Genomic DNA, 14,450 nt, shown 5'->3' with positions numbered 1-14,450 from the left:
AAAATGCCACCGAATAAGGTGGCATTTTCTTTTATTCATTAGCGAATAGCTTTTCATTTACTTTTTTGGCGACTACCGCTAACAACGTTAAAATGCATATTAAATATATCAATTTTGCAATAAACAGCCACCCTTGAAACATTACAATTCCGTCTATGACCTCATTTCCTTTCAATAACAAAAATGGAATCGTGCTAATGATAATGACAAACTCTATGCTGAAAACAATTTTCTTTTTTCGGCTATATGCTTTCCATTCATTCCAACGATACATAGGTGCAAAAATCAATACTCCTATACATAATATAATTGGTATCCATTCACTTTTAAGAAACTGCCCTGAAATAACTGATAATAGTAAACAAACGAGCACACCATAATAACCTATTTTCTCTCTCATTCTACTTCCCCTTTAATATGTAACTTGCTGTCTTTATAACAATCCTTAGAAAAACAACAACTACAATGACAATATAAAGCCCCTTTGCAGAAGACATCCACTCTTGAAAAATAGACATTTTCTCCATTTGCTTCTGCCCTTCTATTAAAATAAACCCTACGAAAAATGAGCAAACAACAATACTACCTATCATAATTCCGATACTTTTATTATTATATTGTTTCATATCTTCCCAGTTATATAAAAGTATAAATACAAACCCGAAAACAGGTATAATACTGTTCCATTCATTATTTGTAAATAGGTTTAAAATGATTAATAGACTACAAGATATAACGAATCCCCAAAATCCAATTTTTTGCACATAACCCCTCCTCAAATTCCATTTTTAGGATTAATTGTATTGTAACATCCATTTACTATTCTTACCATTGCAGTACATGAAATTTCACCTTTTTTCTGTTCCTTACACTCACATACTTTCACATACTTTCACATACTTTCACATACTTTCACTGCTTTCATACAATAAACTACACGAACGCCTAAGGATGTGAATGTTATGGGAGTTGAATTAACGCTATTACACGCTCTCTATGTTATTTGTTTACTCACTATTATTATCTTTTTTATTCTCCGGAAAGATACGACGATCATTTGTATCGTTTTTATCTTTTTGTTAGCATTAACTGCTACAAGTTCTATCCCTCTTGCCATTAGCGGTATTTTTCAAAGTTTCATTTACGCTATTACTGAACTATTACCAACTATATTAATCATCTCCATTATCGTATCAATGAGTAATCTACTCGTTCATACGATAATGGAGATGATTTCACCATTTACAAAGATGATTCGTACCCCTACCCTCGCCTATTGGATGATCGGCCTTTTAATGATGACAATTTCTTTCTTCTTTTGGCCTTCTCCCGCTGTCGCCTTAATGGGAGCTATTTTATTACCGGTCGCTGTACGCGTTGGTCTTCCCCCAATTGGAGTGGCAATTGCTATGAACTTATTCGGACACGGCATTGCCTTATCTGGTGACTTCGTTATTCAAGGTGCACCGAAATTAACTGCGGATGCTGCTGGCCTTCCTGTTTCTAGCGTTGTTTCTGCCAGTGTCCCTCTCGTAATTATTATGGGCATTGTGACAACTTCCGTCGCATTTTTCTTCTTACGAAAAGAATTTCATACAGGCTTATCGATGCGAGAATCTATTCCATCAACTGCGCCTTCTAAAACGCTCACTTCATTATCCCCTCGGACAAAAAAATGGCTCGCTATTTGCATTCCAATCGTATATGCCATCGATATCCTTTGCATGATTCAATTTAAGCTACAAGGAAGCGATGCAACTGCACTGATCGGCGGAACGACTGTTATTATGATTATCATCATTTCTCTCATCGCCTACAAAGGTAATGGACTAAATAAAACGACCGATTATTTTATAGAAGGGCTCCAATTGGGCTTTAAAATTTTTGGTCCAGTTATCCCAATTGCTGCACTCTTTTATTTAGGAGATAGCGGTTTTGTAAAAATTATCGGGGACTATTTACCGAAAGGTTCACATGGAATCATTAACGACTTAGGAATCGCTTTGTCTCAAACAGTTCCTTTAAATCAATATGTATCAGCGGGAACATTAACCATCGTTGGTGTCATAACAGGATTAGATGGATCTGGCTTTTCTGGTATATCACTTGCTGGTTCGATTGCCAATCTTTTCGGAACAGCACTTGGGCATGGAACAGCTACATTAACAGCACTCGGGCAAATTGCTGCCATATGGACCGGAGGCGGGACTTTAATTCCTTGGGCACTTATTCCTGCCGCTGCCATTTGTAAAGTGGATCCATTTGAACTCGCACGTCGAAACTTTTTACCAGTTGTAATTGGCTTAATTGTCACCACGATCGTTGCGATGTTTATTTTATAACGTAAGCAAGTGTTCTCTTGCTTACGTTTTTTATTGTGAGATCCAGCAATTTATTACTGACTTTCCAAAGGGATTATATACATGTTAGCGAAGTTATATTAAGAGAGTATTTATTTTAAAACGTTTACGAGAAATAGATTACTTCCATTAGAAAAGGAGACATAACTATGAATGAATTGATTTTCGTCTTATTAATTTGTCCATTACTTATCTTTATCATTTCTGTTATTGGAACGCGCAAGACGAAAACGTATTACGTAATGCCGATTGTAACGTTTGCTAGTTTTTTAATAATAGGTGTTATCGCCTTCACTCCAAAATTCTTCTTTTGGGTTGGCATGTACAGCATCTTCTCATTTATTGTTTCTTATATGACACTATTATTTGTAAGAGGATATGAGGTTGCAGAAAACGCTAAATAGTTGTTAGCAAGGAGATTATCATATGATTTTCTTTGATATTGATGGAACTCTACTTGATTATGAGACTGCTGAAAGAAATGGTATTATAGATTTTTTTCAAATATATAATACTATTTTTTCAGGCAATGAATTAGAAGCAACAGAAGTCTGGCGTGAATTATCAGAGGTATATTTCAACAAATTTTTATCCAAGGAATTATCTTTCCCAGAACAACAAAGGATGCGAATGTATCATTTATTTAAAACATATGGAGTAAACTTATCACCCGAGGAATCTCAGCATAAATTCAATCAATATATAGAACTATATAAGAACAACTGGGCAGCATTTGAAGATGTACACTATACATTGCAGACTTTACAGCAAGAAGGGCACTCATTAGGTATCATTAGCAACGGTGAATATGAGCAACAAGTCGAAAAGTTAACTGCCCTAAACATTCTACAATATTTCAAATACATATTTGCTTCTAGTGAAATTGGTATATCAAAACCAGATCCTCAAATTTTTCAACGAACTGTATTACAATCAAATCTTGAAATGAAAGATTGCTATTATATTGGCGATCGATTAGAAATAGATGCAATTAGTAGTACAGTAGCCGGAATGAAAGGGATATGGTTAAATCGGGATAACTTGCAACTCAAGTGTAATGTTCCCACTATCTGTTCTTTACATGAAGTTTTAACAATAATATAAAAAAAAGACCGCGTTCCCCCGCGGTCTTTTTTTCGTGTTACGCTGTGATCCAAGCTTCGTCAGCTGGATTTTTACGCCACTCTTGTAATTTTTTCGTTTCAGCTTGTCCGATCATACCTTTTTCTGCTGCAACTTCAGTTAATGCACTGTAGTCGCTTAAAGAGTATGATGCTACGTTCGCTGCTTCTAGTTTTGTTTTTCCTGCTTCAAGCTCGTATGTGAAGATTGATACGATTCCTAATACTTCGCAACCAGCTTCGCGAAGTGCTTCTACGCATGTAATTGCACTGCCGCCAGTTGAAATTAAGTCTTCTACTACTACTACTTTTTGACCTTTTTCAGCTTTTCCTTCGATTTGGTTCCCTTTACCGTGACCTTTTGCTTTACTACGTACGTAGCACATTGGTAAATCCATACGATCGCTTACCCATGCAGCGTGCGCAATACCAGCAGTTGCTGTTCCTGCAATAACTTCTACAGTTGGGAAGTGCTCTTTGATTAACTCTTCTAATCCAGCTGCAATCGCTTGACGTACTTTTGGATAAGATAAAGTTAAACGGTTATCACAATAAATTGGTGATTTCATACCTGAAGACCATGTGAATGGATCATTCGGTTGTAAAAATACTGCTCCAATTTCTAATAAATGCGATGCGATTTCTTTTTTCATACTGTTACACCTTCCCACTGTTGTTTTACTGTTTTATACGCTTCAAGCGGATTTTCTGCTTTTGTAATACTACGTCCAACTACGATGTAGCTTGAGCCAAGTTCCCTCGCACGTTTCGGTGTTGCTACGCGCACCTGGTCATTTACATCATCGCTTGCAAGACGAATCCCCGGTGTTACTGTTACAAATTCATTTCCGCATACTTCACGTAATTTTGGAACTTCAAGCGTTGAACAAACAACGCCATCAAGTTCACTTTCTTTCGTTAATTTTGCATAATGAGCAACCGCTTCTTCTAACGTTTTCTCAATGCCGATCTCTTTTTTCATCATCGCTTCCGAAGTGCTTGTTAGTTGTGTAACTGCAATACAAATCGGTCTCTCTTTTCCTTCTTGCTTACCTTCCTCTAATCCCTCAATCGCAGCTTTCATCATACTGCTTCCCCCAGCAGCATGAACATTTACCATATCAACATCTAGACTAGCTAGGCTACGCATAGCGCTTTTTACTGTATTCGGAATATCATGAAGTTTTAAATCTAGAAAAATCTTATGTCCTTTTTCTTTTAAGTACGTAATAATTGCAGGGCCTTCTTTGTAAAATAACTCCATACCAACTTTGACAAATAACTCTTCCCCTTCAAAGTGGCGCAAGAATTGTTCTACATCTTGTTTCCCTGGAAAATCTAGTGCAACGATTAGCGACTGTGACATGTTTGCTTCCAGCTCCTTCCTTGACATTCCGAAATGTGATCAAATCCTAATTCATCTAGTAACGCTGGTAATTCTTCAATAATTGTCGGACATACGAACGGATCGATAAAGTTCGCTGTCCCTACTGCAACTGCGCTTGCGCCAGCGTAGAAGAATTCAATTACATCTTCCGCTGTTTCAATGCCACCCATTCCGATAATTGGAATGTTAACCGCTTGGCTTACTTCATGTACCATACGAATTGCTACTGGCTTAATCGCAGGACCTGATAATCCACCTGTACGGTTTGCTAAAATTGGTTTAGCTGTTTTTAAATCTAGACGCATACCAAGCAATGTATTAATCATCGTTAAACCATCGGCACCTGCATTTTCAATCGCTTTTGCAATTTCCACAATGTTTGCCACGTTCGGTGACAACTTCACGTATACAGGTACTTCAGAAACCTCTTTTACTCGCTTCGTTAAATCAGCAGCAATTTCAGGATTTGTACCAAAGGCGATACCACCTGTTTTTACGTTCGGACAAGAAATATTTAATTCTAGTGCATGGACATTAGGCGCTTTAGAAATTTCCTTTGCAACCGCTACGTAATCCTCAGCTTGTGAGCCTGCAACGTTCGCAATGATTGGAAGGTCAAATTTTTCTAACCATGGTAATTCAGAATTCATTACTTTTTCTAACCCTGGGTTTTGAAGTCCGATTGCATTTAACATGCCGCCCGGTGTTTCAGCAACACGAGGCGTCGGATTTCCATAACGTGGTTGTTCTGTCGTCGCTTTAATCATGATTGATCCTAGTACACTTAAATCATAAAACTGTGCATATTCACGACCAAATCCAAAGCATCCAGATGCCGGTATAATTGGATTTTTTAATGATAATCCTGGTAATTCAACTTGCAATCTGTTCATAGTACAACCTCCCCGATTGGAAATACTGGTCCGTCGCTACACACCTTCTTGTAAGAATGTCCACTTGGATCTTCTTGTAAGTGGCATACACATGCGAAACAAGCTCCAATACCACAGCCCATACGTTCTTCTAATGAAATATAGGCTTTTTTCTCTTTGTAACGTCCTTCTAATGCACGAAGCATCGCTAACGGACCACATGAATAAAGAATATCAAAGTCAATTCCGTAATTATCAATTACATCTGTGACAAATCCTTTTGTACCGTGTGTACCGTCTACTGTCGCAACGTACGTATCACCAAGCTCTGCAAATTTTTCTTCATAGAAAACTACATCTTTCGTTTGGAAACCTAAGATGTGAATAACACGTACACCTTTTGCAACGAGGCGCTGCGATAATTCATAAAGTGGTGGTACACCAATTCCCCCGCCTACGAGTAAAGCTGTTTGACCAGCTTCTGCTTCTTCTACAGGAAAACCGTGTCCTAATGGTCCTAGTACATCTACCATTTCCCCTTGTTTTCTAGTTGCTAATGTTTTTGTCCCTTGTCCTTCCGCACGGTATAGCATTGTAAATTCGTTCTTCTCTTGATCTACATTACAAATACTAATCGGGCGGCGCAGAAGGGGCGCAATGCCCTCTGCTACCTTAATGTGTACAAACTGCCCTGGTTCGTTCATTTGCTGTACTAATGTTCCTTGAAGCACTAATTCGTAAATGTTTTTTGCGATTTCTTTTTGATTAACGACGATCATATTTTGCTTTTGCATCATGCATGTACCACCTCGTGACGCTTTGTTTGCGTAATTTCTTTCATTGAATGAGCTGAGAATGTCATAGATTCTAATACTCGTAAGATTGCTCTCGTTGTATCAAGTGATGTTAAGCAAGCTACACCATTTTCTACTGATTCACGGCGAATGCGGAAACCATCACGCGCTGGTTGTTTACCTTTTGTTAGCGTATTGATTACAAACTGTGCTTTTCCTTGACGGATAATATCTAGTAAGTTGTATTCTTCAGAATCAATTTTGTTTACAACTTGTACTGGAATATTTTTCTCTTCTAACGATTGTGCTGTTCCAGCTGTTGCTAATAAGTTATAGCCGATTTCATGGAAACGTTTTGCAATTTCCATCGCCTCTTCTTTATCTTTATCCGCTACAGTAATGATTACTGATCCGTGCGTTGGGATGTTAATTCCAGAAGCAACTAGCCCTTTGTATAATGCTTTTTCAAGCGTTAAATCTTTACCCATTACTTCCCCTGTTGATTTCATTTCAGGTCCTAATGTTGTATCAACTGAGCGTAGTTTCGCGAATGAGAATACCGGAGCTTTTACATATACTTCTTTCTCTTCTGGGTGATAGCCCGTTCCGTATCCTTGCTCTACTAGGTCTTGCCCTAAAATAACTTTCGTTGCAACGTTTGCCATTGGTACACCAGTAATTTTACTTAAGAATGGTACTGTACGGCTCGCACGTGGATTTACTTCAATTACGTACACTTGATCTTTGAATACTACAAACTGGATATTTAGTAATCCAACAATGTTTAATCCTTTTCCAAGTGCAATTGTATGTTCAATAATTTGTTCTTTTAATTTTTCAGATAAGCTTTGTGGTGGATATACTCCAATTGAGTCACCAGAGTGAACTCCAGCGCGTTCAATATGTTCCATAATACCTGGAATGAATACATTCTCACCGTCTGAAATTGCATCTACTTCAATTTCTTTACCAACCATGTAACGGTCGATTAATACTGGGTGATCTGCGTGAACTTTAACTGCATTTTTCATGTAGTGCAGTAGTTCTTCTTGACGGTATACGATTTCCATCGCACGTCCACCTAGTACGTAAGATGGTCTTACTAATACTGGGTAACCAATTTCTTCAGCGATTGCTACCGCTTGTTCTACAGTCGTTGCTGTTTTACCAACTGGTTGTGGGATACCCAGTTTTGTTAAAGCAGCTTCGAATTTATCACGATCTTCTGCACGGTCTAAGTCTTCAAGTAATGTTCCTAAAATCTTCACACCATGTTCTTCTAATTTCGCCGCTAAGTTAATTGCCGTTTGTCCACCGAATTGAACGATAACACCTTCTGGTTTTTCTAAATCAATGATGTGCATTACATCTTCGATTGTTAATGGTTCAAAGTATAATTTGTCAGAAATACTGAAGTCTGTTGAAACAGTTTCTGGGTTATTGTTAATGATAATTGCTTCATATCCAGCTTCTTTAATTGCCCATACTGAGTGAACTGTTGCATAGTCAAACTCAACACCTTGACCAATGCGGATTGGACCAGATCCTAGAACTACTACACTCTTACGATCTGTTACAATTGATTCGTTCTCATCAGCGTATGTGCTGTAGTAATACGGTGTTGCAGATTCAAACTCTGCCGCACAAGTATCTACCATTTTGAATACTGGCGTCATATTATTTTCTTTACGCATATCATAAATTTCGCGCTCCGTTTTGTTCCAAGCTGCTGCAATGTAATGATCACTGAAGCCCATTTCTTTCGCAGTTTGTAGTACTTCCATATTTCCTACATTTGCTTTTACTTCGCGTTCCATATTTACGATGTTTTCAACTTTTTGTAAGAAGAAGAAGTCCATTTCACACCATTCGTTAATTTCTTCTTTCGTTACACCTTGACGAATCGCTTCTGCTACGATAAACAGTCGCTCATCATCTGCTTTAATAATGCGTTTTTTCATTGTTTCTTTATCAAGTTCTTTTAAGTGGTCTAATTCTAGGTGATAAATGCCAAGTTCTAAAGAACGAACCGCTTTTAATAATGATTCTTCTAAGTTACGTCCGATTGACATAACTTCACCAGTTGCTTTCATTTGCGTTCCAAGTGTTCTGTTCGCTGATTCAAACTTATCAAATGGCCAGCGTGGAATTTTTGAAACAACATAGTCTAATGCTGGCTCAAAGCAAGCATACGTTTTTTGTGTTACTGGGTTTACGATTTCATCTAATGTTAAGCCGACTGCAATTTTCGCTGCTAATTTCGCAATTGGATATCCAGTTGCTTTAGATGCTAGTGCAGATGAACGACTTACACGTGGGTTTACTTCGATTACATAGTATTGGAAGCTATATGGATCTAGTGCAAGCTGAACGTTACATCCACCCTCAATTCCTAGTGCACGAATAATTCGTAATGAAGTGTTACGTAACATTTGGTATTCACGGTCGCTTAACGTTTGGCTCGGTGCTACAACGATTGAATCACCTGTATGAACACCAACTGGATCGATGTTTTCCATATTACATACTACAATCGCGTTATCATTTGAATCACGCATTACTTCATATTCAATTTCTTTACAGCCAGCGATACTTTTCTCTAATAAACATTGTGTTACTGGGCTATGTTTTAAACCACTTGTTACGATTTCAATTAACTCTTCTTCGTTATGGCAAATTCCGCCGCCCGTTCCGCCTAATGTGAATGCTGGGCGAACGATTACTGGATAACCAATTTCATTTACAAAGCCATATGCTTCATCAAGGTTATGAATGATTTCACTTGGTGGTGTTGGTTCATTTAAATCTTGCATTAATGTACGGAATAAATCACGATCTTCCGCTTGCTCAATTGCTGATAATTTTGTTCCTAAAATTTCAACTCCGCACTCATCAAGTACACCTGATTTTGCAAGTTCAACAGCCATATTTAGACCTGTTTGACCACCTAATGTTGGTAAGATTGCATCTGGACGTTCTTTACGAATGATTCGGCTTACGAATTCTAATGTTAAAGGCTCAATGTATACTTTATCTGCTGTTGCAGTGTCTGTCATAATTGTTGCTGGGTTAGAGTTAACAAGGATTACTTTGTAACCTTCCTCTTTAAGAGATTGACAAGCTTGTGTTCCAGAGTAGTCAAACTCCGCTGCTTGCCCAATTACAATTGGTCCTGATCCGATTACTAAAATTGTGTTAATGTCTAGGCGTTTTGGCATAACTCTTCCCCTTCTTTCTTGAAGTTTTCAATCATTGTTAAGAAATCTTCGAATAAATCATTTGCATCTTCTGGTCCTGCTGAAGCTTCTGGATGGTATTGAACTGTAAATGCTGGGAACTTCTTATGACGAAGACCTTCTACTGTTCCATCATTTAAAGCAACATGTGTAATTTCAAGTTCTGTATTTTCAACTGATTCTTCTTCTACTGCGTAACCATGGTTTTGAGATGTAATTGCTACTTTTCCAGTTGCAAGATTTTTTACTGGATGGTTTAAACCACGGTGACCGAATTTCAACTTACTTGTATTCGCACCAGATGCTAGAGCGAACAATTGATGTCCTAGGCAAATTCCGAATAAAGGAACTTTACCGATAATGTCTTTTAACATTTCAATTGCTTCTGGTACATCTTTTGGATCCCCAGGTCCGTTACTTAACATAATTCCATCTGGGCTAAGGCGTAAAATTTCTTCAGCTGTCGTGTTGTAAGGAACTACAATTACATCACAATCACGTTTATTTAATTCTCGTAAAATACCATGTTTCATACCGAAGTCTACTAGTACAACGCGATGTCCGCGGCCTGGGCTTGGGTATGGATCTTTCGTTGATACGCGTTTTACATGATCTGTAAATACTGTCGCTTTTAATTGGCTCACGATATATTCTACATCTGCATCCATGTTACAAAGACGTCCGCGTAATGTACCGTATTGACGAATTTTTCTCGTTAATTTTCTCGTATCAATCCCTGCTAATCCTGGGATGTTTCTTTCTTTTAAGTAGTCATTTAACGAAATTTCATTACGGAAGTTTGATGGGTGATCACAAATTTCGTTTACGATTAAACCATTTACAGAAGGGTGAATCGATTCGAAATCGTCTCGATTGATGCCGTAGTTTCCGATTAATGGGTACGTGAATGTTACAATTTGACCGCAATATGATGGATCAGATAATGTTTCTTGATATCCAGTCATTCCTGTTGTAAATACAACCTCACCTGACTTTTCGATTTCTCCTCCGAAACCTGTTCCAATTAATACTGTTCCATCTTCTAAGATAAGTTGTCTTTTCATACTAATGCACTCTCCTTTTGCCATGCGATCTTACCACCAACGATTGTCATTACCGGCCATCCTTGGCATTTCCAACCTGCGAATGGTGTATTTTTCCCTTTTGATAAGAATGTTGTTGGATCAATCTCTTCTTCTTGTTCTAAATCAATGATTGTAATATCAGCTGTTCTACCTTCTTTCAGGCGACCTGCTTCTAAACCGAATGTATCAGCTGGCTTTTCTGTTAAGAATTGAATTAATTGCTCTAATGTAATAATTCCTTTTTTCACAAGGTTTGTGTATAGAAGTGGGAATGCTGTTTCAAAACCAGTAATTCCGAATGGTGCTCTTTCAATTCCTTGTGCTTTCTCTTCCGCTGTATGCGGTGCATGATCAGTTGCAATCATATCGATCGTTCCATCTAATAAACCTTCAATTAATGCTGCATGATCTTCTTTTCCACGAAGCGGTGGGTTCATTTTAAAGTTAGGATCAGCTGATGGGATATCATCTTCACATAATACTAAGTGATGAGGTGTTACCTCTGCTGTTACTTTAATTCCAGCGCGCTTTGCATCACGAATTACGCGTACTGAGCCTTTCGTACTTACGTGACATACGTGATAGTGACAATCTGCCGCTTCAGCAAGCAGTATATCCCTTGCGATATGTACAGATTCACATACTGATGGGATACCGTTTAATCCGTGTTTCTCAGAAAACTTCCCTTCATGTACACAACCTTTATTAATAAGAGTATTCTCTTCACAGTGCGCAACTACTGCCATATTTAATTTCGCTGCACGCTTCATAGCAGCCAACATCATGCTAGCATCTTGTACGCCTACACCGTCATCTGTGAAAGCAAATGCTCCAAGTTCTTTTAATGTTTCGAAATCTGTCATTTCAGAACCCGCTTGGCGTACTGTAATTGCTCCGTATGGTAGTACGTTAACATGCGCTTTTTCTTTAATACGATTTTGCAGATCTTCCATATGTTCTCTGCAATCTGGTACTGGGCGTGTATTTGGCATTGCACAAATTGTAGTGAATCCACCTTTTGCCGCTGCTAGTGTACCTGTTTCAATTGTTTCTTTATGTTCACCACCTGGTTCGCGAAGATGTACGTGTACATCTACTAATCCAGGTGCGATTAACTTTCCGTTCACATCGATTACTTCAGCATTATCTGCCGTAATATTTTCTGCTACCTTAGCGATTTTACCGTCTTGTACGAGAAGATCTGTTGCTACGATTTTTCCTTCTTCATTCATATAACGACCATTTTTAAACAAGTAATTCATGTTTTATTCCTCCTAATACATTTGGTAAGGCGCGTTTTAGTACAGCCATTCTTACGTAAACTCCATTTTCCATTTGTTTAAATATGCGTGAACGCTCACACTCAACCAGTTCACTTGCAATTTCAACATCTCGGTTTACAGGAGCTGGATGCATAATAATGCTTCCTTCTTTCATACGCTGTTCTCTTTCCACTGTTAATCCGTGTTTCTCATGATACTCTTTCATAATGTCTGTTTCATAATGATCATGACGCTCATGTTGTACACGAAGTAACATCATTACATCCACTTCTGGAACAAGCTCATCTAATGGTTTGTATGTTCCAAATGTGTTGTCTTCATCTTTCCACTCTTCTGGACTTGCAAAGTAAATTGTTGCACCCAGTTTCGTTAATGCTTCTGCATTCGAACGTGCTACTCGGCTATGACGAACATCTCCTACTATTGCAATCTTCAACCCTTCAAATCTTCCAAACTCTTGTTTAATTGTAAGAAGATCGAGTAAGCACTGCGTTGGGTGGTTTCCACATCCATCTCCAGCGTTTAAGATTGGAATATTTACCTGATCTTTTAGTTCATTGAAGTAGCGATCTTGCTCGTGGCGGATGACCACTGCTTTTGTTCCGATTGATTCTAGTGTTCTTATCGTATCGTATAATGTTTCTCCTTTTTGTACGCTAGATGCATCAGCTGAAAAATTTAAAACATCAAGTCCTAATCTCTTCTCAGCAACTTCAAAGCTAAATCTCGTTCTCGTACTATTCTCAAAGAACAAGTTCGCAACAAAAGTTTGCCCTGTCGTTTTGCTCTCTTTCCCATTCGCAAAATCTTCTGCATCTTTTAGGATTTCTGAAATTTCTACTTTCGATAATTCACTCATCGTTAACAAATGGCTCATCGTCATCCCTCATCTTTCTGATTTTTATGTTACCACTTTCGTATTTTTATAACAACCCTCGCATAAAAATACCCTAGTCGTGTGAGACTAGGGTGCAAGAAAGAAGCCACCCTTTCCAATCTTACAGGACTGAATTAAAAGGTTATTATTATGAAGCAATCTGCTTAGTTTGTTTTATTTGTTTCGTTTCTGGTAGTAGTAGATTTAACAGTACACCTACAATTGCTGCTAGTGCCATTCCTTCTACTTGGAACGATTCTCCTACGTGCAGTACCGCTCCACCAATACCTATTACTAGTATTACCGATGCAATCATTAAGTTTCGTTTGTCACTTAGGTCCGTTTTATCATCTACCATCATACGTAATCCACTTGATGCGATTACACCGAATAGTAAGATTGATACACCACCCATAACTGGTGTTGGAATCGAATGAATCAGTGCAGAAATCTTACCGATAAATCCGAACATGATTGCGAACACTGCTGAACCGATGAATAAGTATACACTATACGCTCTCGTAATTGCTAGCACACCGATGTTTTCACCATACGTTGTATTCGGTGGTCCACCGATTAGTGATGCAATTAGTGTTGCTACTCCATCACCGAAGATTGAACGGTGTAAACCTGGTTTTTCAATTAAATCTCTTTTAATAACATTTCCTAGTACAATTTGATGTCCAATATGTTCTGAAATTGTTACTAGTGCAACTGGTACCATCAAGAGTACAATCTTCCATGAAAACTCTGGTGTGTATGTTACGAATGGTACTGTGAAATCTGGTACAACAAACCATTTCGCCTCGGCTACCGGCTTTAAGTCTACTAGCCCTTGGAAGTAAGCGAAAATATATCCGCCGATAATGCCAAGTAACACTGGTATGATACTGAAAAATCCTCTTCCGAATATTGAGCAGATAATTGTAATTGCTAATGTTACTAATGCTACTGAAAAGTGTGTAAAGCTATATTTGCCATCCGCACCGTTCATCGCCATGTTAACTGCTGTATGTGCTAATGCTAAACCGATTACCATTACTACCGGGCCAACTACGATTGGTGGTAGTAATTTCATAATCCACTCTGATCCTGATTTCTTAATTCCGAGTGAGATTAAGATGTACACAAGTCCTGCTAGCAAACCACCAAGCATTGCTGCTCCCGGTCCACCTGCTGTTTTTGCTGTTATAATCGGTGCGATAAAGGCGAATGATGATCCTAGATAGGCAGGTACTTGACCTTTCGTTATAAGAAGAAACGCTAACGTTCCTAATCCACTTGATATTAATGCTACTGATGGATTCAATCCTGTTAAAAACGGAACAAGCACTGTTGATCCAAACATCGCGAACAAATGTTGTATACTTAAAAATAACCATTTTCCCGGTTTCGGTACTTCATTAACGTCTAACACTGGCTTTTGTTCCATTGT

Annotated in this window: 14 protein-coding genes; 3 read left to right on the top strand and 11 right to left on the bottom strand. The window is 38.2% G+C overall.

Annotated features, from left to right (window positions below):
* Positions 1–31 precede the first annotated feature (31 nt).
* Positions 32–400: a YoqO family protein gene (locus COL05_RS04230; protein WP_098667708.1), complete on the bottom strand. Its 369-nt coding sequence runs from the start codon at positions 398–400 to the stop codon at positions 32–34.
* A gap of 1 nt (position 401) precedes the next feature.
* Entirely contained in the window at positions 402–764 is a 363-nt protein-coding gene (locus COL05_RS04225; protein ID WP_098667707.1) for a YoqO family protein, read from the bottom strand.
* A 198-nt stretch (positions 765–962) separates the two neighbouring features.
* Here COL05_RS04225 and COL05_RS04220 point away from each other — a divergent pair, with 198 nt between their 5' ends.
* The 3 genes from COL05_RS04220 to COL05_RS04210 all read left to right on the top strand — a co-directional run bounded on the left by COL05_RS04220 (position 963) and on the right by COL05_RS04210 (position 3,464).
* Entirely contained in the window at positions 963–2,342 is a 1,380-nt protein-coding gene (locus COL05_RS04220; protein WP_098667706.1) for a hypothetical protein, read from the top strand.
* 167 nt (positions 2,343–2,509) lie between these two features.
* Positions 2,510–2,764 (top strand): YbeF family protein, encoded by a 255-nt coding sequence (locus tag COL05_RS04215; protein WP_048546061.1) that lies wholly within the window; start codon positions 2,510–2,512, stop codon positions 2,762–2,764.
* A gap of 22 nt (positions 2,765–2,786) precedes the next feature.
* A complete protein-coding gene (locus COL05_RS04210) occupies positions 2,787–3,464 on the top strand; it encodes an HAD family hydrolase (RefSeq protein ID WP_098667705.1) in 678 nt (225 codons plus the stop codon).
* Positions 3,465–3,501: 37 nt separating this feature from the next.
* On the opposite strand, the gene pyrE is transcribed toward COL05_RS04210, so the two are convergent.
* From pyrE to uraA, 9 genes are all read right to left on the bottom strand, one after another.
* Complete coding sequence (gene pyrE, locus COL05_RS04205) at positions 3,502–4,134, bottom strand: orotate phosphoribosyltransferase (protein WP_098667704.1); 633 nt, start codon at positions 4,132–4,134, stop codon at positions 3,502–3,504.
* Positions 4,131–4,847, bottom strand: a complete 717-nt coding sequence (gene pyrF / locus COL05_RS04200) for an orotidine-5'-phosphate decarboxylase (RefSeq protein WP_098667703.1) — start codon at positions 4,845–4,847, stop codon at positions 4,131–4,133. Before pyrF ends, pyrE begins: the two co-directional genes overlap by 4 nt.
* Positions 4,832–5,761 (bottom strand): dihydroorotate oxidase B catalytic subunit, encoded by a 930-nt coding sequence (pyrD, locus tag COL05_RS04195; protein WP_098667702.1) that lies wholly within the window; start codon positions 5,759–5,761, stop codon positions 4,832–4,834. The genes pyrF and pyrD overlap by 16 nt, the downstream gene beginning before the upstream one ends.
* Complete coding sequence (pyrK, locus tag COL05_RS04190) at positions 5,758–6,537, bottom strand: dihydroorotate oxidase B electron transfer subunit (protein ID WP_000983359.1); 780 nt, start codon at positions 6,535–6,537, stop codon at positions 5,758–5,760. The genes pyrD and pyrK overlap by 4 nt, the downstream gene beginning before the upstream one ends.
* Complete coding sequence (gene carB / locus COL05_RS04185) at positions 6,534–9,752, bottom strand: carbamoyl-phosphate synthase large subunit (RefSeq protein ID WP_098667701.1); 3,219 nt, start codon at positions 9,750–9,752, stop codon at positions 6,534–6,536. The genes pyrK and carB overlap by 4 nt, the downstream gene beginning before the upstream one ends.
* Complete coding sequence (locus COL05_RS04180; RefSeq protein WP_000828682.1) at positions 9,737–10,834, bottom strand: carbamoyl phosphate synthase small subunit; 1,098 nt, start codon at positions 10,832–10,834, stop codon at positions 9,737–9,739. Before COL05_RS04180 ends, carB begins: the two co-directional genes overlap by 16 nt.
* A complete protein-coding gene (gene pyrC, locus COL05_RS04175) occupies positions 10,831–12,117 on the bottom strand; it encodes a dihydroorotase (RefSeq protein WP_001108374.1) in 1,287 nt (428 codons plus the stop codon). The genes COL05_RS04180 and pyrC overlap by 4 nt, the downstream gene beginning before the upstream one ends.
* Positions 12,101–13,015, bottom strand: a complete 915-nt coding sequence (gene pyrB / locus COL05_RS04170; protein WP_098667700.1) for an aspartate carbamoyltransferase — start codon at positions 13,013–13,015, stop codon at positions 12,101–12,103. Before pyrB ends, pyrC begins: the two co-directional genes overlap by 17 nt.
* 148 nt (positions 13,016–13,163) lie before the next feature.
* Positions 13,164–14,447 carry a uracil permease gene (uraA, locus tag COL05_RS04165; RefSeq protein WP_142337349.1) on the bottom strand — a complete coding sequence of 428 codons (1,284 nt, stop codon included), beginning with the start codon at positions 14,445–14,447 and terminating at the stop codon, positions 13,164–13,166.
* Between the last annotated feature and the right edge of the window lie 3 nt (positions 14,448–14,450).

The organism is Bacillus sp. AFS059628 (genome assembly GCF_002571225.1).
Classification (GTDB): domain Bacteria; phylum Bacillota; class Bacilli; order Bacillales; family Bacillaceae_G; genus Bacillus_A.
This window is presented reverse-complemented; position numbering and strand designations above follow the sequence as displayed.